Origin of the sequence: Rhizobium anhuiense bv. trifolii, assembly GCF_024346605.1 — a bacterium.
Taxonomy (GTDB): Bacteria; Pseudomonadota; Alphaproteobacteria; order Rhizobiales; family Rhizobiaceae; genus Rhizobium; species Rhizobium anhuiense.
Map to the genome: position 1 here is coordinate 621,617 of NZ_CP098801.1, position 20,411 is coordinate 642,027.

Annotated in this window: 25 protein-coding genes; 10 read left to right on the top strand and 15 right to left on the bottom strand. The window is 62.6% G+C overall.

What is annotated here, in order from left to right; genetic code table 11:
* Nucleotides 1–51 precede the first annotated feature (51 nt).
* From NE851_RS02995 to pcaD, 5 genes are all read right to left on the bottom strand, one after another.
* Nucleotides 52–1,098: a 3-carboxy-cis,cis-muconate cycloisomerase gene (locus NE851_RS02995; protein WP_183844772.1), complete on the bottom strand. Its 1,047-nt coding sequence runs from the start codon at nt 1,096–1,098 to the stop codon at nt 52–54.
* 197 nt (nt 1,099–1,295) lie between these two features.
* A complete protein-coding gene (pcaG, locus tag NE851_RS03000; RefSeq protein WP_028756260.1) occupies nt 1,296–1,907 on the bottom strand; it encodes a protocatechuate 3,4-dioxygenase subunit alpha in 612 nt (203 codons plus the stop codon).
* Between the two features lie 2 nt (nt 1,908–1,909).
* A complete protein-coding gene (pcaH, locus tag NE851_RS03005; RefSeq protein WP_028757480.1) occupies nt 1,910–2,659 on the bottom strand; it encodes a protocatechuate 3,4-dioxygenase subunit beta in 750 nt (249 codons plus the stop codon).
* Between the two features lie 9 nt (nt 2,660–2,668).
* Nucleotides 2,669–3,073 carry a 4-carboxymuconolactone decarboxylase gene (pcaC, locus tag NE851_RS03010; protein ID WP_028757479.1) on the bottom strand — a complete coding sequence of 135 codons (405 nt, stop codon included), beginning with the start codon at nt 3,071–3,073 and terminating at the stop codon, nt 2,669–2,671.
* The gene (gene pcaD, locus NE851_RS03015) at nt 3,070–3,879 is read right to left on the bottom strand and encodes a 3-oxoadipate enol-lactonase (RefSeq protein WP_183844773.1); all 810 of its coding nucleotides are present in this window, start codon (nt 3,877–3,879) and stop codon (nt 3,070–3,072) included. Before pcaD ends, pcaC begins: the two co-directional genes overlap by 4 nt.
* Nucleotides 3,880–3,973: 94 nt before the next feature.
* Between pcaD and pcaQ the strand changes: the two genes are divergently transcribed.
* From pcaQ to NE851_RS03035, 4 genes are all read left to right on the top strand, one after another.
* Nucleotides 3,974–4,891 carry a pca operon transcription factor PcaQ gene (gene pcaQ, locus NE851_RS03020; protein WP_028757563.1) on the top strand — a complete coding sequence of 306 codons (918 nt, stop codon included), beginning with the start codon at nt 3,974–3,976 and terminating at the stop codon, nt 4,889–4,891.
* Nucleotides 4,892–4,910: 19 nt separating this feature from the next.
* Entirely contained in the window at nt 4,911–5,600 is a 690-nt protein-coding gene (locus NE851_RS03025; RefSeq protein WP_047614815.1) for a methyltransferase family protein, read from the top strand.
* Between the two features lie 81 nt (nt 5,601–5,681).
* The gene (locus NE851_RS03030) at nt 5,682–6,206 is read left to right on the top strand and encodes an MbcA/ParS/Xre antitoxin family protein (RefSeq protein WP_183844774.1); all 525 of its coding nucleotides are present in this window, start codon (nt 5,682–5,684) and stop codon (nt 6,204–6,206) included.
* Entirely contained in the window at nt 6,203–6,874 is a 672-nt protein-coding gene (locus NE851_RS03035) for an RES family NAD+ phosphorylase (RefSeq protein WP_028757560.1), read from the top strand. The genes NE851_RS03030 and NE851_RS03035 overlap by 4 nt, the downstream gene beginning before the upstream one ends.
* 23 nt (nt 6,875–6,897) lie before the next feature.
* On the opposite strand, the gene NE851_RS03040 is transcribed toward NE851_RS03035, so the two are convergent.
* On the bottom strand, nt 6,898–7,539 hold the full coding sequence (locus NE851_RS03040) for an alpha/beta hydrolase family protein (protein ID WP_028756054.1): 642 nt from the start codon (nt 7,537–7,539) through the stop codon (nt 6,898–6,900).
* A gap of 70 nt (nt 7,540–7,609) precedes the next feature.
* Here NE851_RS03040 and NE851_RS03045 point away from each other — a divergent pair, with 70 nt between their 5' ends.
* Nucleotides 7,610–7,792 carry a hypothetical protein gene (locus NE851_RS03045; RefSeq protein WP_028756053.1) on the top strand — a complete coding sequence of 61 codons (183 nt, stop codon included), beginning with the start codon at nt 7,610–7,612 and terminating at the stop codon, nt 7,790–7,792.
* 321 nt (nt 7,793–8,113) lie between these two features.
* Here NE851_RS03045 and NE851_RS03050 read toward each other — a convergent pair whose 3' ends face one another.
* From NE851_RS03050 to NE851_RS03060, 3 genes are read right to left on the bottom strand one after another with little or no spacing between them, the layout of a single operon-like run.
* Nucleotides 8,114–8,734 (bottom strand): glutathione S-transferase family protein, encoded by a 621-nt coding sequence (locus NE851_RS03050; RefSeq protein ID WP_028757559.1) that lies wholly within the window; start codon nt 8,732–8,734, stop codon nt 8,114–8,116.
* A complete protein-coding gene (locus tag NE851_RS03055; protein ID WP_183844775.1) occupies nt 8,727–9,212 on the bottom strand; it encodes an SRPBCC family protein in 486 nt (161 codons plus the stop codon). Before NE851_RS03055 ends, NE851_RS03050 begins: the two co-directional genes overlap by 8 nt.
* Nucleotides 9,193–9,537: an ArsR/SmtB family transcription factor gene (locus NE851_RS03060; protein WP_028756051.1), complete on the bottom strand. Its 345-nt coding sequence runs from the start codon at nt 9,535–9,537 to the stop codon at nt 9,193–9,195. Before NE851_RS03060 ends, NE851_RS03055 begins: the two co-directional genes overlap by 20 nt.
* A 514-nt stretch (nt 9,538–10,051) precedes the next feature.
* On the opposite strand from NE851_RS03060, the gene NE851_RS03065 reads away from it, so the two are divergent.
* The 3 genes from NE851_RS03065 (at nt 10,052) to NE851_RS03075 (ending at nt 11,304) form a co-directional block, all read left to right on the top strand.
* Nucleotides 10,052–10,312 (top strand): DUF982 domain-containing protein, encoded by a 261-nt coding sequence (locus NE851_RS03065; protein ID WP_183844776.1) that lies wholly within the window; start codon nt 10,052–10,054, stop codon nt 10,310–10,312.
* Nucleotides 10,313–10,367: 55 nt separating this feature from the next.
* A complete protein-coding gene (locus NE851_RS03070) occupies nt 10,368–10,523 on the top strand; it encodes a hypothetical protein (protein ID WP_174824428.1) in 156 nt (51 codons plus the stop codon).
* 79 nt (nt 10,524–10,602) lie between these two features.
* Nucleotides 10,603–11,304, top strand: a complete 702-nt coding sequence (locus NE851_RS03075; protein ID WP_028757207.1) for a DUF899 family protein — start codon at nt 10,603–10,605, stop codon at nt 11,302–11,304.
* An 18-nt stretch (nt 11,305–11,322) separates the two neighbouring features.
* Here the strand turns inward: NE851_RS03075 and NE851_RS03080 are convergent, their stop codons facing one another.
* The 6 genes from NE851_RS03080 to hutI all read right to left on the bottom strand — a co-directional run bounded on the left by NE851_RS03080 (nt 11,323) and on the right by hutI (nt 18,076).
* Entirely contained in the window at nt 11,323–11,952 is a 630-nt protein-coding gene (locus NE851_RS03080) for a J domain-containing protein (RefSeq protein ID WP_028756049.1), read from the bottom strand.
* 174 nt (nt 11,953–12,126) lie between these two features.
* The gene (locus tag NE851_RS03085) at nt 12,127–12,702 is read right to left on the bottom strand and encodes a HutD/Ves family protein (protein ID WP_028757208.1); all 576 of its coding nucleotides are present in this window, start codon (nt 12,700–12,702) and stop codon (nt 12,127–12,129) included.
* A gap of 5 nt (nt 12,703–12,707) precedes the next feature.
* Nucleotides 12,708–14,381 carry a urocanate hydratase gene (gene hutU, locus NE851_RS03090; protein WP_028757209.1) on the bottom strand — a complete coding sequence of 558 codons (1,674 nt, stop codon included), beginning with the start codon at nt 14,379–14,381 and terminating at the stop codon, nt 12,708–12,710.
* Between the two features lie 44 nt (nt 14,382–14,425).
* Nucleotides 14,426–15,229: an N-formylglutamate deformylase gene (gene hutG, locus NE851_RS03095; RefSeq protein ID WP_028757210.1), complete on the bottom strand. Its 804-nt coding sequence runs from the start codon at nt 15,227–15,229 to the stop codon at nt 14,426–14,428.
* A gap of 52 nt (nt 15,230–15,281) precedes the next feature.
* Nucleotides 15,282–16,817 (bottom strand): histidine ammonia-lyase, encoded by a 1,536-nt coding sequence (gene hutH, locus NE851_RS03100; protein WP_183844779.1) that lies wholly within the window; start codon nt 16,815–16,817, stop codon nt 15,282–15,284.
* Nucleotides 16,814–18,076 (bottom strand): imidazolonepropionase, encoded by a 1,263-nt coding sequence (hutI, locus tag NE851_RS03105; RefSeq protein WP_183844780.1) that lies wholly within the window; start codon nt 18,074–18,076, stop codon nt 16,814–16,816. Before hutI ends, hutH begins: the two co-directional genes overlap by 4 nt.
* A 122-nt stretch (nt 18,077–18,198) precedes the next feature.
* Here hutI and NE851_RS03110 point away from each other — a divergent pair, with 122 nt between their 5' ends.
* Together NE851_RS03110 and hutC are read left to right on the top strand one after the other, a co-directional pair.
* Nucleotides 18,199–19,545: a formimidoylglutamate deiminase gene (locus NE851_RS03110; protein ID WP_183844781.1), complete on the top strand. Its 1,347-nt coding sequence runs from the start codon at nt 18,199–18,201 to the stop codon at nt 19,543–19,545.
* A gap of 119 nt (nt 19,546–19,664) precedes the next feature.
* Nucleotides 19,665–20,387, top strand: a complete 723-nt coding sequence (hutC, locus tag NE851_RS03115; protein WP_028757214.1) for a histidine utilization transcriptional repressor HutC — start codon at nt 19,665–19,667, stop codon at nt 20,385–20,387.
* The last annotated feature ends 24 nt before the right edge of the window (nt 20,388–20,411 follow it).

The window sequence follows — 20,411 nt, forward strand, 5'->3', positions numbered from 1 at the left end:
GCCCAGATCCACTGCATGCCTTTGTCAAGATCGTGGCACGCCAGCGCGGCGTCAGGCAGTTCCAAGCCTGTTGATATTTCCCATGAGGTCCGCGGCGAGACGCAACGAGGCGGCGGTTGCCATGGTCATTTGCGGCAGCAGCAGCCATTCGAGCGTCCAGGCAGCGCCTGAGCGTTCCTGCTCGTGGACGAGGGACTGGTGGATGCCCGAGAGAACAGTGGCATTGAAGCGGGCGAGCGAGATCAGGACTTCGGCGGAAACCGGGTTCTGCTTGTGCGCCATCGCCGACGAGGTGCCGCCGCCGGCAATTTCGATTTCGCCGCCGGCCTGGGCGAGCAGCGCGATATCCTGGCCTATCTTACCGAGGCTGCCCGATATCGACGCGAACAGGCCGGCGATATCGGCGATCGGCAGACGCCCGCTCTGCCATTGCGTTGCGTCGGTAAGGCCGAGCTCCTGGGCGAGCGAGGCGCGAACGGCTGCGGCCTGCGACCCGAGCTTATCAAGCGTGCCGGCCGCACCGCCGAACTGGACGGGAAAACTCTGCTCGGTCAGGCGGTCGCGATAGGTCGCAAGCGGCGTGCGCCAGGCTTCGAGGCGATCGGTGACGGTGATGGGGATCGCCGCCTGCATGCGGGTACGGCCCATCAGCCCGTTTTGGCCGAACTGGCCGTCGAGCGCATCGAGCCTCTTGAGGATGGCGGAAAGCCGGCCGGCAAACAGGAAGACGACGGCCTTCAGGCGGACCATCAGGCTGGTATCGATGACATCCTGGCTGGTGGCGCCGAGATGGAGACTCTTGGCTGCCTCCTCGCCGACAGCGGTGCGCAGCTGCTTGATGAGTTCGGGGATGACGACACCGTCCCTTGCCGTTGCCGATCGAAGGCTGGCCAGATCGGGCGAGAAGGCGGCGCAGATTTCGGTGATGCGCCTTGCTGCTTCGGCGGGGATGAGGCCATGGCCGGCTTCGGCCCTGGCGAGCGCGGCCTCGAAGGAGAGCATGGCGCGGATATCGGCCTCGGCGGAAAAATAGGAGGCGATTTCACCGTCGCCGAGCAGGCCGGAAAGGAAGGGGTGGTCGAAGGGCGATGCGGTCATGATTGTCTCGCTTTGCTGGCCCCTCATCCGGCTGCCGCCACCTTCTCCCTATTGGGGGGACGGGACTGCGGTGGCGTCCGCGCTTTATGGGCAGGTAATCTCGCGTGGGCACGTCCCTCTCCCCTCGGGGAGAGGGTCCGGTGAGGGGGAGGCTACTTGCACAGGGCTGTCCGAACAAGCCACCGGCATGCCGACCCTCAGATATCGAGAAATACCGTTTCCTTGGGACCCTGCAGATGGATGTCGAAATGGCAGGTTGCGCCGTCGCGGGTGGCGACCATCGTTGCGACGCGCTCGCGATGTTCGATGCGGGACAGCAGCGGGTCGGCGGCGTTGGCCTCCGTCTCTTCCGGGAAATACATACGCGTATGCAGGCCGATATTGATGCCGCGGGCGACGATCCAGAAGGTGATGTGCGGGGCTTGTCTACGGCCGTCCTTGAAGGGGACACGGCCGGGCTTGACGGTCTCGAAGCTGTAGACGCCATCCTCGGCGCGGGTCGGGCAGCGGCCCCAGCCGGTGAAATTCGGATCGGCGGTTCCGCGCATTTCCGAAGGGCTGTTGTAGAGGCCGGCGCTGTCGGCCTGCCAGATCTCGATAACGGCATCGCGCACCAATGCGCCGGCCCCATCGAAGATTCGGCCGGTGACGGTGATGCGTTCGCCGAGCGTCTTGTCATTGACCATCTCGATGCCGAGATCGGTGTCGTAGACGCCCTTTATGTCGCAGAAATTCGGCGTCAGGCCGATATGGACATAGGGGCCTGCCGTCTGCGACGGGGTTTCCTTGAGATAGCCGAGCTGCTGCATGGTCAGTTGCCCTCCAGCCTGTTTTCGAACATCGTCGAGCGGCGGCCGCGCAGCACGATATCGAATTTATAGGCGCGTGAATCCATCGGGATCGTGTTGCCCCAGTCGAGCGGCGCGATCAGCTGCTCGATCGCCGCCTTGTCGGGGATCGTGCCGACGATCGGACATTTCCAGATCATCGGATCGCCCTCGAAATACATCTGGGTGATCAGGCGCTGGGCAAAGCCGTGGCCGAAGATCGAGAAATGGATATGGGCCGGCCGCCAATCATTGACGCCGTTCGGCCAGGGATAGGCGCCGGGGCGAACGGTGCGAAAAGAGTAACGGCCTTCCTCGTCGGTGATGGCGCGGCCGCAGCCGCCGAAATTCGGGTCGATCGCCGCAAGATAGGTTTCCTTCTTGTGGCGATAGCGGCCGCCGGCATTGGCCTGCCAGAACTCGACCAGGGCGCCGGCAACCGGCTTGGCACGCTCGTCGAGCACCCGGCCATGGACGATGATGCGTTCGCCGATAGCGCTTTCGCCGGGGCGCGCATAATTCAGGATCAGGTCGTTGTCGAGTTCGCCGATCATCGAATGGCCGAAGACCGGCCCGGTGGTTTCGGAAACCGTGCCGTCGAGCGACAGCAGCGCACGCTGCGGCGCGCGCAGCAGGGAGGTCTTGTAGCCGGGGGTCAGCGCCGGCGCATGCCAGGCACGGTCGCGGCCGAAGAAGGCGCCGGTCTCGGGTTTGCGATTTGCTCGTTCGGACATTTTTCCCCCTCAGGCCGCCTTGTCGGCGTCCATCTGTGCGAAGGTCTGCTTTGCGATCTTGATCGCGTGATTGGCGGCGGGAACGCCGGCATAGATCGCCACATGCAGCAGCGCCTCGCAGATATCCTCACGGGAGGCACCCGTATTGACGGTGGCGCGCACATGCATGGCGACCTCGTCGTCCTGGCCGAGCGCCGCGAGCAGAGCGATGGTGACGATCGAGCGTTCGCGCTTCGTCAGCGCCGGGCGCGACCAGACATGGCCCCAGGCGGCTTCGGTGATCAATTCCTGGAAGGGACGGTCGAACTCCGTCGATGCGGCGGCGGCTCGGTCGACATGGGCGTCGCCGAGCACGGTGCGGCGGGTCGCCATGCCTTGGCGATAGCGCTCGGAGGAGGACGCGGTTTCGTTCATGGGCTGTTTTCTCCAGGCGTAATGGATGTGAGGAAGGCGCGGATGACCGCCGTTAGCGCTTCCGGCTGCTCGACGCAGGGAATGTGCGCGCAATTGGGGATGACCTCATAACGCGCGTCGGGGATAAGCTTGGCGGTCGAGAGCACCAGATCGGGCGGCGTCGAGCCATCCTGGTCGCCGACGACGCAGATTGTCGGGACAGTGATCGTCTTTGCAGTTTCGGTAAAATCGGCGTCGCGGATCGCGGCGCAGGCAGCGACATAACCTTCGACCGGCTGACGCGTCAGCATGTTGCAATAGCCTAAATAGGCGGTGTTTTCGGGCCGGCGGAAGGCCGGCGTGAACCAGCGCTCCATGATGGCGTCGACGATGCTGCCGATGCCGTTTTTCTCGACGGCGGCAATGCGGGTGTTCCAGCTCTCTGCTGTGCCGATCTTATGGGCGGTGTCGCACAGGATCAGGGCACTGACCAGGTCCGGCCGGCGCTGATAGAGCGACTGGGCGATGAGGCCGCCGACGGAGAGGCCGCAGATGACGGCCTTCTTGACCGACAAGAGATCGAGCAGGCCGGCGAGATCCGTCGCATGATCCGCAATCGATGAGGGGAGCTGGCCGACATCGGACAGGCCGTGGCCGCGCTTGTCGTAAAGCACGATGGGGAATTCGCCGGCAAGCCGCACCACGACGTCGCGCCAGATGCGGAAATCCGTCCCGAGCGAATTGGTAAAGACGATCACCGGCCTGTCGGCTGGTGCACCGATGACCTGATAATGGATCGTCACGTCGTTTATGCGGGCGAATTGCACGTCATTCTCCTCCTGAAGGCGAAATTGAATGTTTGATCCGGTTAAGTAAAATGATATTTTTAGGCTTTTCGATAACTTCGGAGTTATGTGAGCGATGATCGACAGCCGCGTCAAGTTTCGCCATCTGCAGACCTTTGTCGAGGTGGCGCGGCAGAAGAGCGTCATGAAGGCCGCCGAATTGCTGCATGTCAGCCAGCCGGCGGTCACCAAGACGATCCGCGAACTGGAACAGGTGCTGGGTGTCGATGTCTTCGAGCGCGACGGCCGCGGCATCAAGATCACCCGTTACGGCGAGGTCTTCCTGCGGCACGCTGGTGCGGCGCTGACGGCGCTGCGCCAGGGTCTCGATTCCGTCTCGCAGGAGCAGTTTTCCGAAGCGCCGCCGATCCGGATCGGCGCGCTGCCGACGGTGTCATCGCGAATCATGCCGCGGGCGATGGAGCTCTTCCTCAAGGAGAATACCTGGAGTCGGGTGAAGATCGTCACCGGCGAGAATGCGGTGCTCTTGGAGCAGCTTCGTGTCGGCGATCTCGATGTCGTCGTCGGGCGTCTGGCAGGCGCCGAGAAGATGGCCGGCTTTTCCTTCGAGCATCTTTATTCCGAACAGGTAGTGTTTGCCGTGCGCCCCGGCCATCCGCTGCTCGACGGCCGGCAATCGCTGTTTTCAGGTTTCGGCAACTACACGGTGCTGATGCCGACGCGGGGTTCGATCATCCGGCCGGTGGTCGAAAATTTTCTCATCGCCAATGGCGTCGCCAGCCTGCCCAACCAGATCGAGACGGTATCGGATTCCTTCGGCCGCGCTTTCCTCCGGGCAAACGACGCGATCTGGATCATTTCCCACGGCGTGGTGGCCGACGATGTCGCCGACGGGCGGCTGGCGCTTCTGCCGATCGATACCGGCGAGACCAAGGGGCCGGTCGGATTGACGATGCGCGCCGATGCCGTGCCGTCGCTGCCGCAATCGATCCTGATGCAGACGATCCGGGAGGCGGCAGGCGAGGTTTCCTGAGGTAATGGAGGACGGACCGATGGAGGATCAGAAGAGGAGTCTCGGCAGGCGGGCGACGGAAGCGACGGTGAAATTCGTCGCAGTGCTTGCGGCGATGATCTTCATCGCGGCGGGCTCGCTGTCCTATTGGCAGGGCTGGCTGTTCCTTTTCAATTTTGGCGGCTGGATTGTCGCGACGACGGCCTATTTCCTGAAATATGACCGCGCCTTGCTGGAACAGCGGCTGCATGTCGGGCCGGCTGCGGAGCGGGAACCGGCCCAGAAGCGCATTCAGCTTTTCAACGGCATCGTGCTGATCGCGCTCTTCATCGGTTCGGCGCTCGATTACCGGTTCGGCTGGTCGGCCGTTCCGGCGCCGATCGTGATTTTCGGCAATGTTCTGATGGCGGCCGGCTTTTACGGCTGCTTCCTCGTGCTGCGGCAAAACAGCTTCGCTTCGGCAACGGTCGAGATCCGCCGGGATCAGCGGGTCATTTCAAGCGGGCTCTACAGCGTCGTGCGCCATCCGATGTATGCGGCGGCGCTGGTGCTCTTCGTCGGCATACCGCTGTCGCTCGGTTCCTATTGGGGCCTGCTGGCCATCCCTCCTGCCTTTGCCGGACTTGTCGCGCGGCTGCTGGACGAGGAGAAACATCTGACAAGAGACCTGCCGGGTTACGCCGAATACCGCCGCAAGGTCCGCGACCGGCTGCTGCCTGGGCTATGGTGACGGCTCCATTGGAGCAATTCTTGAAATCTGTTGCCGAATGCCTAGATTTGGACTATGTCTAATTCAAGACAGGAGGCTGTTATGCAGCATGCGCGACGCACCGAGCACCGGGAAGACCAGGGGCCACAGCGGCTGGACATGGATCGCTTTGCGCCGGCAAATCGCAAGAGGCTAAGCGCACCGGCCTTGCGGACCTTCCTGGCGATCGCCGATCTCTGGGGGCTGACGGAAGAGCAGCGTCTGCTCGTACTCGGTTACCCCTCCCGGTCGACCTACCACAATTGGGCCAAACAGGCGCGCGAGCACGGCGCTTTCACGCTTGACGTCGATACGCTGACCCGGATCTCGGCGGTGCTCGGCATCCATCAGGCACTCGGCGTGCTTTTTGCCGATGAGCGCGCCGGCGTCGCCTGGCTGCGCACGCCGCATCAGGCGCCGGTTTTCGGCGGGCATCCACCGCTTGATATCGTGACCAGCGGAACCCAGGACGGGCTGATGACCGTCCGCCGGTTTCTCGACGGCGCGCGCGGTGGTCTCTACATGCAGCCGAACAGGCTCGACGAAGCCTTCACGCCTTACGAAGATGCGGACATCGTCTTCCGGTGAGGGATCGTTTTGCAGAGGCGCCGCGTCCGTCACACCGGCTGATCCCGTCGCAATTTCCACCGATCGGGCTTTTCGAGACGGTGACGCGGGTGTCCGACCTTGAAGCGGTGATGGAACTCGTCGGCTGGACCAACGACCGTCTCGTCGCCGATCGCATCCAACGGCTTCCCCAGGCTGAATGGGTTTATGGCACGCCAAACGCCAGCATCGTGATGGCGGCTTTCCTGCATGTTGCGCCGGGAGGAATGCGGTTCAACGGCTCTGATCTCGGCGCCTGGTATGCCGCCGATGATCTCAGGACAGCCGCTGCCGAGGTCGGCCACCATCTTCGGCGCGAGGCTGTCGCACGCGGGGTGGCGATGATGGCGCGCACCTATCGAAGCTATGCGGCCACCCTGATTGGCGATTACCTCGACATTCGCGGCGAAGAGTTGCTGCGGCCCGATGTCTATGACGGCGCCAGCTATGCGGCGTCGCAGGTGCTGGGGGAAGAGGTCCGCTCGAGCGGTGGCGCCGGCATCCTCTATGACAGTGTCCGGCTGAGGGGCGGGGTGGTCATCGTCGCGCATAGACCGCGCAACATCCGGGACGTCGTGCAGGCCGACCATTTCGAAATCACCGTTTCCGCCACTGACCGGCGCATCGATATCAGGAAGCTTGCCGCCTGATATCGGCAATCGCAAGGTGAGCCTCAAACCGGCAATCGTTCGGCCCAGGCCTTTGCCGCCTTGGCCATCGTGGCGAGGTGATCGGCGCTGGAGAAGCCGGAGATCGTCTTGCGCGGCTTGAGGTCGTGGTCGCCATCCTCGAGCCAGAGGATCTCGATCCTGTCGGAGAGATCATAGCCCGGCACCTCGTCTCGTGTGCCGAATTCGTCGCGCGTTCCCTGGCAGATCAAGGCGGGCGTCGTCAGCCCGGTAAGGTGGGCGGTGCGCAGCTTCTCCGGCTGGCCGGGCGGATGGAAGGGATAGCCGAGGCAGAGCAGGCCGGCGATCTTCCCCCTGTGATAAAGATCGTCGGCGATCATGCTGGCAACCCGGCCGCCCATCGACTTGCCGCCGATGATAAGCGGGCCGCTGGCACCGAGCGTGGCAATGGCCGCCTCATATTCGGGATTGAGCGTTTCGGCGCGCGGCGGCGGCTTGCGGCCTTCCGAGGTGCGGCGGGCGGCCATATAGGCGAATTCGAAGCGGGCCACACGGAAGCCAACGCCGGCAAGCGCATTTGCCGCTGCTGTCATCGACGCCGAATCCATCGGCGCGCCGGCGCCATGGGCCAGAAGGATCGTGAAGCGCGCATCCTGAGGCCCCTGCAGCAGAAACCTGTCAAGCATCGGTAATCCTCCATGCCATCGTCGGAACCATGTCGACGGCCGTGACTTCTTCACTGAAAGGAGACTGACAATGTCGACGAATGATCAAAACGTAAAGCCCGAGCAGCGGCGCCCCAAAGATGTCGGCGCCGTTCCCGACAAGCCGGAGCCCGCCGACGCAGAATCGATGGCGCCGCCGGCGGTGCAGCCGGCCGGGGTCGGGGACAAGAGCGAACGACCGGTGGTCAATCCCGTCAGTGGAGTTGCCATCTGACGGACCTTGTCAATGTCCTGCCGAATAGCCCTTGAAACCGGGGCGCAAAAGGTCCATATACCGGCCCTGCCTGAAAAATGGATGCGCGCGGTATCGACGTCGTCGAACTGTTCGTTGTCCGACAGGATAAGGGCGCTCCCCGCAAGGGTCGAGCGCCCTTTTTGCTTTACAGCCCTTGCGCATATCACCGCTTTCGTCTTGTCGTTTGATGGCGGAAGGGATTCCAGCGACGGAGAAGCGAGGCCCTGTGGCGCGAATTACCGGCAAGACTTGTAGAAACGTGGGCGGAAATAATAACCACGGAACAGCGGCCGCACCTTGTTACGCCGGGAAAGGGTTTCTCCACGCATCTAGTTGTTCAAGCCGTTCGTACCACGCCTGAATATGCGTAAACTCGGAAAGTGGAATCTCAGCAGAAGTCGCATAAGGAAGTGCAGCGGCCAATGCGAAATCTGCGACAGTCAGCGTCTTCCCGACCGCGACGCTGTTAGTGGCCAAATGGTCGTCGAGCACGCGAGCATGTAGTCGGAAGCTCGTCTTCGCATCTTCGATCACGGCGACGTCAGGCTCCCCGCCGAACAAAGGTTTGATCAAGTATTCAAACCACAAGGCTGCCGCGTGCCGGGTGAAATGACTCGCGTCCCAGCTCAGCCACCGGAGGACGTCGATCTGCCTGTGGTCATGCGGCCAGAAATCCGAGCCAACTCTGTCAGACAATCGGCACATGATGGCATTCGCTTCCCACAAGGTTCCGGCATCATCCTGCAGCACAGGGACTTTCCCGTTCGGGTTGAGAGCCAGGAATTCCGTGGTACGCTGCTCTCCGCTGGCTAGGTCAATCCTTATGAACTCCACGTCGGCTTTAAGAAAACGGGCAGCGGCGCAGGCCTTCCGAGGATTGAGCGTCTCGCAATAGTAAAGCTTCATCGCCGCCTTACTCATGATCCGGCCTTTCGGACGTAGCCCCCAGAAAAACGCCCAGTCGCTCGAAGCTTTGCGACCAACCACCTTCATGACCCTTAAGTGATGATGCGTCTTCAAATCCACTTTGCCGAAATGTCATTTCCGTTCCTCCGTCGCTTTCCTTTAACGTGATGGTGACGACTGTTTCCGGGCTTTTTTCGCCGGTTCCGATCTCCCAGGCATGTGTGAAGACAAGCCTGTGCGGAGGGTTGACTTCAAGGTATTTTCCGCTAACCCAGTGCTCCTCTCCATCTGGCGCTATCAGACAGGCGCGGTGTCTACCGCCGGGCCACACTTCAAGCTGGTCGCCCACCGCCTTGAAGCCGTGAGGACCGCTCCATTGCGCTAGCGCTTTGGGGTCGGTCCATGCTCTGAAAACGAGATCGCATGGGGCATCGAACCTTCGTACAAAAACCAGATCGCGGGCGTTGTTAGTATCAGTCTCCGGATTTGTCATCTTCGTATCCTTGTACCTTGGACAAATAGCCATCGAGACGATCAAAGCTCTGATCCCAGAAGCGTCTGTAATCGCCAATCCAATCAGAGATTTTCTTCAATGCGTCCGGCTCAAGTTCGCGGGGACGCGAAGTCGCTTCACGGCCGGAGCGGATCAATCCGGCCTGTTCCAGGACCTTGAGATGCTTTGAAATGGCAGGCTGAGACAGCTCGAAGGGATCTGCGAGTTCGGCCACGGTCGCCTTGCCGTGAGCAAGCCGCCCAAGAATTGCTCTCCTTGTTGGATCTGAAAGTGCGGAGAAAATCGCATCGAGGCTGCTTTTCATATATCACCACATGGCTATATAACCGCATAGATATATTACTTATCGCGATGTGTCAAAGGCAATCTTCCGGTAGGTTGGCAACAGAGACTCATGCGTTGGCAACAGAGCGGGAAGTCCCGCGTCTGTCGTGCCGGAGTCGGAGGCGACTACGGGATCTCTTTCTGCCGCTCTGCTGATGAAATGTTTCCGGTTGCAGAGGCACACCGCGCTCGCTGATGCCGCCGCGGAGCAGTTTGAGTTTGCTGAGGAGGCAGAAGACCGGGAAGGGCGCCTGGTATAAGCATGTCGGCGGCTTTGGTGGCTTCAGCATGGCGGGCAATGAGGCCGGCGACCGTTTCCCTGCCAACTGGTGCCCATGCTGATGCTGGCGATGCCGAGGCGGCTAAAGCGCCCCTTAAGAAATATTCTCCTTTCCTTTATTCGGCCTCCAAAACGAGCTTCGGCATGCGAGCGAAGATCACGGAACGGTTCTTGCACGGTTACTAATATGTTTACTGTGGGGAGACCTAATGTCATGAAGTGGTGCACATCCGCAGAGTTCGCCCCTCTGATGTTCGTTGTGAGTGGGTCGGAAAAATACAAGATTGTCGCAACTCTTTTCCAGGCTGCCGAGATGCTGACAGTTGGTTGGCCGATCGACGACGGAGAAGAGTACCTTATAGCGATTAGCGCGTGCCGACATGCAATTCATGGGGAAATTCCGGCGCAGGACGCGCGAGCAGCGCTTATCCGTGCCGCCGACGAAGCTGGCATTCCGGTGATCACCGTTCACTGAGTTTCGCAGCCGACGGTGAAATGAGTTCGGGGCGGCGTCCTCTAGGAAGGGCGCAATGCTGATCATGATCTGGTTCGATGATCCGCATTTCGGAACGCGCGATCTTGATCTGCTTGGCTTTGGCGATCCGGGCACCGGGCCGGCCAAAGCGCGGGGCGAATATTTTCCGTCGGCTTCTGTCGATTTTCGCATCAGCCGATCGTCCTTGTAATGATGTGCTGCGACCCGGTCGTGGCTTCAGCACGTCCTTTGCGCGCCTGAGGCGCGCGGCAACAGAAGGAGGAATCGTCATGGATAATCGGCATCTGGTACCCGCCGCCGTGCTTGTGGCTAAGAACGGCGCCCGCTTCCCGAATGAGAGCGAGGCCTATCGCAGCGCCCGCGATGCGCTGCTGGCCGAAGAGATCGAATTGCGCCGTCATATCGAGCGCGTGGCAAGACAGCGCCGGGCGCTGCCGCCGGGCGGCGAGGTGACAAAAGAATACCGCTTCGAAGGCAGCGATGGGCCGATCTCCTTTGCCGAGCTCTTCGCCGACAAGGATACGCTGATCGTCTACAGCTACATGTTCGGCCCACAACGCGAGCGCCCATGCCCAATGTGCACCTCGCTGCTGTCGGCCTGGGACGGCGAGGTACCTGACATCCAGCAGCGCGCCGCCCTTGCGATCGTCGCCCGCTCGCCGATCGAAAGGCTGCTCGCCTTCAAGAAGGAACGCGGCTGGCACCACCTGCCGCTCTACTCCGACATGACGGACGATTACAGCCGCGACTATCGCGCGATCGGCAGCGACGGCAGCGATGGCGCCGCCTTCAACGTCTTCACGCGGCGCGACGGCACCATCCGCCATTTCTGGAGCGAGGAGATGGGCGAAGCGACGGCCGATCCCGGCGAGGATCCGCGCGGCGCACCTGATCTGATGCCGCTCTGGACCGTGCTCGATGCGACGCCCGAAGGCCGGGCGCCGGACTGGTATCCGAAACTGTCCTATTAAGATCGGCCGCGTCGTCCGTCAGCCGGTGGAGCGGTTTCTGGAGGTCTCGACCCATTCGATGTTGGTGACCGCGGCATCCGGCAGCGGCGGCGGATCGATGTCGTAGACATAGCCGCTGAGCATATCGGCGGCGCGTTCGGTCGCCTTGATCTTCGCCTCGGTTTCCGCGACCGCTTTGGCGATGGCTTCGATGCGGGCACGGAACATGTGGGCAAGCACATCGCGACCGGACTGCTTTTCGAGCCGTTCCAGATGCAGGCCGATGCGCGAGGCGTGGCGCTCCAATTCGCTCTTGCTGAAACGGGCCTTGCGCAGTTCTTCGGAAAGGCTTTCCTGCATGACAGCGACGGGATCGAAACTTCCCGGCGCGCGCTCGTCGAGCACGGCGTCGGTGACGAGCTTCTCGATCATCACGAGCGCCTGCAGCTCGGCGGCATCGGCGAATTCAACGTCGTAACCGGTATCGTCGTAGACCTTGCGCCGGACCGGATCGAGAAGCAGCCCATAGGCTTTCTGCAAATTGGCAAAGGCGTCCGAATCACCGCCCGAATCGGGGTGGGCAACTTTCGCCAGACGCCGGTAGGCGGCCTTCAGCTGCGCCTCGTCCGCATCGCGTTCAACGCCGAGAATATCGTATGGATCCGTCACGCCTGCTCCCTTGCTCCCCGCATGTTGCGGGCAGTCTAGGTCTTCTTCTGCATCAGAAGGGCAAAGTTTAGACCGAAAGCAGGAATGACGTCCATGGCCCGAGATCGGGATAGTCGATGCGCATGCCTAGCCAAATTCTCGATTGTTCAATCTTTTCAAATCGTTGTTTGAAAGTCAGCCTGTGGTGATCGATGCGAGATAACATTTGGCTTCACCATCGACCTCAAGCGCGATCGCGGCCGCGTCCTCAATCAGCAGCGCATCGCCGGCCGCAAGCGCGCCGGTCTCGCCGCCCCGCCGGAAGGAGAGCGCGCCGCCATGGCAGAGGAACAGGCATGTCGAGGGCGGCAGCGGCAGGGTGCTGCTGCCATCGACGTCGATCCGGACCAGCCTGTGGGCGAGCCCGTCGCGGCGGGTCATGACGTTGAGATCGGTGATGGCGCCGTCCTGGAGCCTGGCCGCGACGGGGATATCCGCCGGGAAGGCCAGGGGATCGCTTGCCGTCGTCAGCAGCACCGGCGTGCTGCCTTCGATATCGAGCACCATGCCGTTGCCATCGAGGATCGCCAGCGTGCGGTCGATGCCGGGAAAAATCGAAAACGGGCCGTCGGTTGCGACGGTCGCCATACTGACGCGCCAGTCGAAACCGGCAAGACCAGCATTCTCAGGCGAAACGGCGATTTCCACCGTTTCGCCGCCGCCGTTCTTCCAGGGCATGCGTTTACAATCACCGGCGCGCAGGATTCTCACCGGGTTCAGTTCCCGAGAATGCCGGGCAGGCGCAGGCCCTTTTCCCGGGCGCAGTCGAGGGCGATCTCGTAGCCGGCGTCGGCATGGCGCATGACTCCGGTCGCCGGATCGTTCCAGAGCACGCGTTCGAGACGCTTTGCCGCATCATCCGTGCCATCCGCGCAAATGACGACGCCGGAGTGCTGGGAGAAGCCCATGCCAACGCCGCCGCCATGATGCAGGGATACCCAGGTGGCGCCCGACGCGGTGTTGAGCAGGGCGTTCAAAAGCGGCCAGTCGGAGACGGCATCGGAGCCGTCCTTCATCGCTTCGGTTTCGCGGTTCGGCGAGGCGACGGAGCCGGAATCGAGGTGGTCGCGGCCGATGACGATCGGAGCGGAAAGCTCGCCGTTCTTGACCATTTCGTTGAACGCCAATGCGAGGCGATGACGATCGCCGAGCCCGACCCAGCAGATGCGCGCTGGCAGACCCTGAAAGGCGATGCGTTCCCTGGCCATGTCGAGCCAGTTGTGCAGGTGGGTATTGCCGGGGGTCAGCTCCCGCACCTTGGCGTCGGTCTTGTAGATATCCTCGGGATCGCCGGAAAGGGCCGCCCAGCGGAAGGGACCGATACCGCGGCAAAACAGCGGTCTTATATAGGCCGGCACGAAGCCCGGGAAGGCGAAGGCGTTTTCCAAGCCTTCTTCCTTGGCGACCTGGCGGATGTTGTTGCCGTAGTCGAGCGTCGGAATACCGGCGTTCCAGAAGGCGATCATCGCTTCGACATGCTCGCGCATCGAGGCACGCGCTGCCTTTTCGACAGCCTTCGGATCGCTCTCGCGCTTGGCCTTCCATTCGGCCATCGTCCAACCCTTCGGCAGGTAGCCGTTGATCGGATCATGCGCCGAGGTCTGGTCGGTGACCATATCGGGGCGGATGCCGCGGCGGACCATCTCCGGCAGGATTTCGGCGGCGTTGCCGAGCAGGCCGACGGATTTGGCTTCGCCCGCCTTGGTCCAGCGGTCGATCATCGCAAGCGCTTCGTCGAGCGTCTCGGCTTTGGCGTCGACATAGCGGGTGCGCAGCCGGAAATCGATCGAATCCGGATTGCATTCGACGGCGAGGCAGCAGGCGCCGGCCATGACGGCGGCGAGCGGCTGGGCGCCGCCCATGCCGCCGAGGCCGCCGGTCAGGATCCATTTGCCCTTGAGATTGCCGCCGTAGTGCTGGCGGCCGGCCTCGACGAAGGTCTCGTAGGTGCCCTGGACGATGCCCTGCGTGCCGATATAGATCCACGAGCCGGCCGTCATCTGGCCGTACATGGCAAGGCCCTTCTTATCCAGCTCGTTGAAATGATCCCAGGTCGCCCAATGCGGCACCAGGTTGGAGTTGGCGATCAGCACGCGCGGCGCATCCTTGTGGGTGCGGAAGACGCCGACCGGCTTGCCGGATTGCACGATCAGGGTTTCTTCTTCCGTCAGCGTCTTCAGAGTCGCGACGATGCGGTCGAAATCCTCCCAGGTGCGGGCGGCGCGGCCGATGCCGCCATAGACGACGAGTTCGTTCGGATTTTCGGCGACGTCGGGATCGAGATTGTTCATCAGCATGCGCAGCGGCGCTTCGGTCATCCAGCTCTTGGCATTGAGATCGTTGCCGCGGGGCGCGCGGATTTCACGGATATTGTGGCGTGGATTGGTCATGGCGGTTCCCCTGTTCTCAGGTTTCAATCGTCAGGTTTCGGGCGTCAGCGTTTCAGGCCTGGTGCGATCTGTTCGAGGCGCACCAGAATGTCTTTGAGATGCACGCGAAGCCTGTCCGCCTTGGCGGCGTCATAGGCAAAGGGCGGTGCCTCGGTCTGGAGATGCGTCGATTGCGCAAGCTCCATCTGGATCGCGTGCACACCGGTTTCCGGCTTTCCATAATGGCGTGTCGTCCAGCCGCCCTTGAAGCGGCCGTTGAGCGCGCGGTCGTACCCCTCGGCGGCTTCGACGACGGTGAGCGTCGCCTGTTCGATGGCGCTGTCGCAGGTCTTGCCCATATCGGTCCCGATATTGAAATCCGGCAGCTTTCCTTCGAACAGGAAAGGAATGTGGGACCGGATCGAGTGGCAATCGTAAAGGATCGCGACGCCATGGATCGCTCTCACGCGCTCGATCTCGGCGGCAAGGGCTGCATGATAGGGCGCATGAAAATCCCGCAGCCGCGCCGCAATATCGGCCTCGTCAGGTCCCTTTCCATCCTTCCAGATCGCCTTGCCGTCAAAATCCGTTTCGGGAATGAGGCCGGTGGTGTTCTGGCCGGGATAGAGGCTGACGCCCGCCGGATCTCGGTTGGCATCGATGACGTAGCGGTGGAATGTGGCCCGCACGACCGTGACGTCGTCGAGCAGCCCGTCATAGAGGTGGTGGATGTGCCAGTCGGTATCGGCGAGAATCCTGCCATTGTCGTTGAGACGGTCGGCGATCTCAGCCGGCACTGACGTGCCGGTGTGGGGGAAGCCGAGGATGACGGGCGAGGTGCCCTGACGGATTTCGTATGGTGTGGTCATGGGCAAAGTGCTCCGGTGTCTCGGGCGATACCCAAATGCACATACATCACGATCAACCCTCCAATACCGGCAATATGCCTGTTGAAACCGAGGCGTTCAGCGCGCCCGTCGCCACCAGTTCGGCAGCGGCGGCGAGGTCGTTTGCCATGTAGCGGTCGGTATCGAGGGTCGGGACCTTGCTGCGGATGGCGGCGATCGCCTTGCTCAGTTCCGGGCTCGTCGACAGCGGCGCGCGCAGTTCGACGCCTTGGGCGGCGGTCAGCGCCTCGATGCCGATGATGGCGAACAGGTTTTCGGTCATCCCAAGCAGGCGGCGGGCGCCGTGGCAGGCCATGGAGACATGGTCTTCCTGATTGGCCGAGGTCGGCGTCGAATCGACTGAGGCCGGGTGCGACATCTGCTTGTTCTCGGACATCAAAGCCGCCGAGGTGACCTCGGCGATCATCAGGCCGGAGTTCAAGCCCGGCTTCTTGGCGAGGAAGGCCGGCAGGCCGTAGGAGAGGGTGGGATCGACCAGCAGCGCGATGCGGCGCTGCGAAATCGCGCCGATCTCGCAGACGGCGAGCGCAATCTGGTCGGCGGCGAAGGCGACGGGTTCGGCGTGGAAATTGCCGCCGGATACAACGGAATTGTCCGACAGCACCAGCGGATTGTCGGTGACCGCGTTGGCCTCGATTTCGAGCGTGCGGGCGACCGAGCGCAGCAGATCGAGGCAGGCGCCGTCGACCTGTGGCTGGCAGCGGATGCAATAGGGATCCTGCACGCGCTCGTCGCCCTCGATATGGCTCTGGCGAATGATGGAGTTTTCGAGCAGGGCGCGAAGGGCGGATGCCGTATCGATCTGGCCCTTGTGGCCACGCAAAGTATGAATATCGGGATGGAAGGGTGCCGAAGAGCCCATGGCGGCATCGGTGGACATAGCGCCGGTGATCAAGGCCGATTGTGCGGCGCGATGGGCGCGGAACAGGCCGGCCAGCGCCAGCGCCGTCGAGGTCTGGGTGCCGTTGATGAGCGCCAGGCCTTCCTTGGCGGCGAGCACCACCGGTTTCAGCCCGGCCCTTTCGAGGGCTTGCGCGCCCGGGAGGCGTTCGCCGGCGAAGAAGGCTTCGGCCTCGCCCATCATCACCGCCGCCATATGGGCAAGCGGGGCAAGATCGCCGGAGGCGCCGACCGAGCCTTTTTCCGGGATCAGCGGGATGACGCCTTTTTCCAACATGCCTTCGATTAGCCGTACCAGCTCCAGCCGCACGCCGGAGGCGCCGCGGCCAAGCGAGACCAGCTTCAGCGCCATGATCAGCCGGACGATATTGTCGGGCAGCGGCGCGCCGACGCCGCAGCAGTGCGACAGGATGAGATTGCGCTGCAACGTCGCGACATCGGCGCTGTCGATCTTGATCGAGGCAAGTTTGCCGAAGCCGGTATTGATGCCGTAGACCGGGGCATTGCCGGCGGCGATCTCGGCGATGCGGGCGGCGGCCTTGGCGATGCCGGCATCGAAGGCGGGATCGAGCCTTGCCGGCTCGCCGGTCCAATAGATGATTTCCAAATCCTTGAACGAGACGGAGCCCGGGTGGAGCGTGATGGTCATCGACCGTTCCTTTCGCCCTTGAAGATACGCGCGTGAAGCGGGTTGAAGCCGATGCGGTAGACGAGTTCGGCGAGGCTTTCGGTATTCCAGACGGCGAGATCGGCGGACTTGCCGGGCTCGATCGTTCCTGTCTTGTCGAGCAGGCCGAGCGCACGGGCGCCTTCGCGGGTGGCGCCGGCGATGCATTCCTCGACGGTGAGGCCGAAGAGCGTCGCCGACATGTTCATGGTGAGCAGCATCGAGGTGAGCGGTGAGGTGCCGGGATTGCAGTCGGTGGCGATTGCGATCGGCACGCCTGCCCGCCGCAATGCTTCGATCGGCGGCTTCTGCTTCTCATGGATGGCGTAGAAGGCGCCGGGCAGCAGCACGGCGACGGTGCCGGCTGCGGCCATCGCCGCAACGCCGTCTTCGTCGAGATATTCGAGGTGATCGGCCGAAAGCGCGCCGTAGGATGCAGCGAGCTTGGCGCCGCCGAGATTGGAGAGCTGTTCGGCATGCAGCTTGACCGGCAGGCCAAGCGCCTTGGCCTTGTCGAAGACGCGGGCGATCTCGGTCGTGGAAAAGGCGATGCCCTCGCAGAAGCCGTCGACGGCATCGGCGAGACCGAGATTAAACATATCGTCGAGACCTGGCAGGACGACATCATCGAGATAATCGCCGTTGCGGCCCTTATATTCCACCGGCGTCGCATGGGCGCCGAGATAGCTGGTGGCGACGCGCACCGGTCTGATATGGCCGAGCAGGCGGGCGCTCTGCAGCATCTTCACTTCGCCGGTTCGGTTCAGCCCGTAACCGGACTTGACCTCGATCGTCGTCACGCCTTCGGCAAGCAGTGTGTCGAGTCGCGGCAGGGCCTCGGCGACGAGCTCCTCGACCGACAGCGCATTGGTCGCCTTCACCGAGGAGACGATGCCGCCGCCGGCGCGCGCGACTTCTTCATAGGTGGCGCCTGCAAGGCGCATTTCGAATTCGCGGGCGCGGTTGCCGCCGTGGACGATATGGGTGTGGCAGTCGACGAGGCCGGGCGTCACCCAGCGGCCTTCGAGATCGACGATCTCGGAATGTTCGATGGCCGATGCGGACAGATCGCTTTCGGCGCCGGCAAAGGTGATGCGGCCATTCTCGATCAGCACGGCGCCCTTTTCGACGATGCCGAGCCCTTCTTTACCAGGCGCAAGCGTGGCGAGCCGCGCATTGCGCCAAAGCGCCGGCCTGACGTCGGCGGATGAGGCTTCCTCTGAAAAATTGTTCCCGGTCATCAGCTTTGCGCCTTTCCTTATGCCAAAACATGTATATACATAATCAACAGGTGACAAGTGAAATTTTGCGCGCTTTTCTGGAAAAGAAAGATCGGCGGCGCGGCAAGAGGAGAGGGAAGGCGATGACCACGCTTCACGCAGACACGGCGCTGACGCCGGAAGGCTGGCAGAAGAATGTACGGCTGACGCTCGAGGCCGGGCGCATCGCGCGGGTCGAAATCGGCGTTTCTCCCGAGCAGGGCGATGAACGCCACACGCTGCTCGTTCCCGCTATGGCGAACCTGCACAGCCATGCTTTCCAGCGGGCGATGGCCGGCCTTGCGGAAGTGCGCGGCCCGGCCAACGACAGCTTCTGGAGCTGGCGCACTGTTATGTACAAGTTTGCCCTGGCGATGACGCCCGAGCATGTCGAGGCCGTCGCGGCCAAGCTTTATGCGGAAATGCTGGAAGCCGGCTTTTCCCGCGTCGGCGAGTTCCACTATCTCCACCATGACAGGGATGGCAGCGCTTACGACAATATCGCCGAGCTTGCCGAACGCATCGGCGCTGCCAGCGCAGAGACCGGCATCGGCCTGACATTGCTGCCGGTCTTCTACGCCCATTCCGGCTTTGGCGGCGCTGCGCCGATCGACGGCCAGCGGCGTTTCATCAATTCGCTCGAAAGCTTCGAAAGGCTGATGGAGGGATGCCGGGCAGTGACCGGCCGGCTCGATGGCGCCGAGCTCGGACTGGCGCCGCACAGCCTGCGCGCCGCGACACCCGAGGAGCTCACGAGGCTCGTGCCGATGGCTGGCGACGGTCCCATCCATATCCATGTCGCCGAACAGGTGAAGGAGGTCGAGGACTGCATCGCCTGGTCCGGCGCGCGGCCGGTGGAATGGCTGCTCGATCATGCGCCCGTGGATGAACGCTGGTGCCTGATCCATGCAACGCACATGACCGAAGACGAAACGCGGCGAATGGCGAAAAGCGGCGCAATCGCCGGCCTCTGCCCGATCACCGAAGCCAATCTCGGCGACGGCGCCTTTGCCGCGCCACTCTTCCTCCAAGAGGGCGGGCGTTACGGCATCGGCTCGGATTCCAACGTGCTGATCTCCGTGCCGGAGGAACTGCGCCAGCTCGAATATTCGCAGCGCCTGGCGCTTCGCGCCCGCAATGTCGTCGCAGCCCCCGGCGGTTCGACGGCGCTTTCGCTGTTCACACACGCGCTTGCCGGCGGCGGTGCCGCGCTGAAAGCGCCGGCAGGTCTCGCCAAGGGCCATCACGCCGATATCGTTTCGCTCGATATTTCAGCCGTTCCCTATCTCGCGGGTGATCAGATCCTCGACCACTGGCTGTTTGCCGGCGGCGTTTCCGTCGATTGCGTCTGGGCGCGCGGCCGCAAGCAAGTGGAAGGCGGTCGCCACCGTGAACGCGACGCTATCGACCGGCGGTTCCTGGCCGCAATGGGCGAATTGCTTGCCGCCTGAAAAAGAGCTTTTCCCATCCCGATATTCGAATTAGAGCAATTCCAGCAAAAGTGCGTAGCGGTTTGCGTCCGGAATTGCGCTAAAACAAAGAGATAGCGGGAGCCAACCGGAGCGTGGTAATGGACCAAAGCAGGGATCCCACCTTGCATCAGCGCATCCTGAGCGACATCGAGGGCCATATCGTCTCAGGCGAATGGCCGCCGGGGCACCGTATTCCCTTCGAGGTCGATCTCGCCACGCACTACGACTGTTCGCGCATGACGGTGAACAAGGTGCTGACCCAGCTTGCCAAGGCCGGCCTCATCGAGCGGCGCAAGAAGTCCGGCAGCTTCGTCACCCAGCCGCAGGCGCAATCGGCCGTTCTCGAAATCCACGACATCAAGGCCGAGGTGCAGTCGCTGAACCTGCCCTACTCCTATGCGGTATCGAAGAAGACGAGCCGCAAGGCCAAGGCGGACGACAGCCGCCGGCTGGAACTGCCTGTGGCGTCCTCGGTCGTCGAGGTCGTCTGCATCCACAATGCCGGCGCGCGGCCCTTTTGCCTGGAGGAGCGACTGATCAGCCTTGCGACGGTGCCGGAGGCGGCCAATGCCGATTTCCTGGCGATGGCGCCGGGTCCCTGGCTGCTCAACCAGGTGCCCTGGAGTACGGCCGAACACCGGATCCATGCCGTCTCCGCCAATGCCGAAGTGGCCGCAGCGCTCGATATAGCACGCAACACCGCCTGTCTCGTGGTCGAACGCCGCACCTGGAGCGGCGCCGGGCCGGTGACGCATGTGCGCTTCACCTATCCGGGCGATCGTCACGCGCTGGTGGCACGGTTCACGCCGGCGTCACAATAAGGGCCATGTTCCATATACAACATG

Coding starts and splice junctions, on each gene's coding strand:
- NE851_RS03070 (WP_174824428.1), top strand. CDS start 10,368: ATGCTGATCATGATCTGGTTCGATGATCCGCATTTCGGAACGCGCGAT.
- NE851_RS03050 (WP_028757559.1), bottom strand. CDS start 8,734: ATGAGTAAGGCGGCGATGAAGCTTTACTATTGCGAGACGCTCAATCCT.
- hutH (WP_183844779.1), bottom strand. CDS start 16,817: ATGACCATCACGCTCCACCCGGGCTCCGTCTCGTTCAAGGATTTGGAA.
- hutI (WP_183844780.1), bottom strand. CDS start 18,076: ATGACCGGGAACAATTTTTCAGAGGAAGCCTCATCCGCCGACGTCAGG.
- hutG (WP_028757210.1), bottom strand. CDS start 15,229: ATGACCACACCATACGAAATCCGTCAGGGCACCTCGCCCGTCATCCTC.
- NE851_RS03045 (WP_028756053.1), top strand. CDS start 7,610: ATGTCGACGAATGATCAAAACGTAAAGCCCGAGCAGCGGCGCCCCAAA.
- pcaH (WP_028757480.1), bottom strand. CDS start 2,659: ATGTCCGAACGAGCAAATCGCAAACCCGAGACCGGCGCCTTCTTCGGC.
- NE851_RS03030 (WP_183844774.1), top strand. CDS start 5,682: ATGCAGCATGCGCGACGCACCGAGCACCGGGAAGACCAGGGGCCACAG.
- NE851_RS02995 (WP_183844772.1), bottom strand. CDS start 1,098: ATGACCGCATCGCCCTTCGACCACCCCTTCCTTTCCGGCCTGCTCGGC.
- NE851_RS03060 (WP_028756051.1), bottom strand. CDS start 9,537: ATGAAAAGCAGCCTCGATGCGATTTTCTCCGCACTTTCAGATCCAACA.
- NE851_RS03040 (WP_028756054.1), bottom strand. CDS start 7,539: ATGCTTGACAGGTTTCTGCTGCAGGGGCCTCAGGATGCGCGCTTCACG.
- hutU (WP_028757209.1), bottom strand. CDS start 14,381: ATGACCAATCCACGCCACAATATCCGTGAAATCCGCGCGCCCCGCGGC.
- NE851_RS03075 (WP_028757207.1), top strand. CDS start 10,603: ATGGATAATCGGCATCTGGTACCCGCCGCCGTGCTTGTGGCTAAGAAC.
- NE851_RS03055 (WP_183844775.1), bottom strand. CDS start 9,212: ATGACAAATCCGGAGACTGATACTAACAACGCCCGCGATCTGGTTTTT.
- pcaC (WP_028757479.1), bottom strand. CDS start 3,073: ATGAACGAAACCGCGTCCTCCTCCGAGCGCTATCGCCAAGGCATGGCG.
- NE851_RS03025 (WP_047614815.1), top strand. CDS start 4,911: ATGGAGGATCAGAAGAGGAGTCTCGGCAGGCGGGCGACGGAAGCGACG.
- pcaG (WP_028756260.1), bottom strand. CDS start 1,907: ATGCAGCAGCTCGGCTATCTCAAGGAAACCCCGTCGCAGACGGCAGGC.
- NE851_RS03110 (WP_183844781.1), top strand. CDS start 18,199: ATGACCACGCTTCACGCAGACACGGCGCTGACGCCGGAAGGCTGGCAG.
- pcaQ (WP_028757563.1), top strand. CDS start 3,974: ATGATCGACAGCCGCGTCAAGTTTCGCCATCTGCAGACCTTTGTCGAG.
- NE851_RS03065 (WP_183844776.1), top strand. CDS start 10,052: ATGAAGTGGTGCACATCCGCAGAGTTCGCCCCTCTGATGTTCGTTGTG.
- hutC (WP_028757214.1), top strand. CDS start 19,665: ATGGACCAAAGCAGGGATCCCACCTTGCATCAGCGCATCCTGAGCGAC.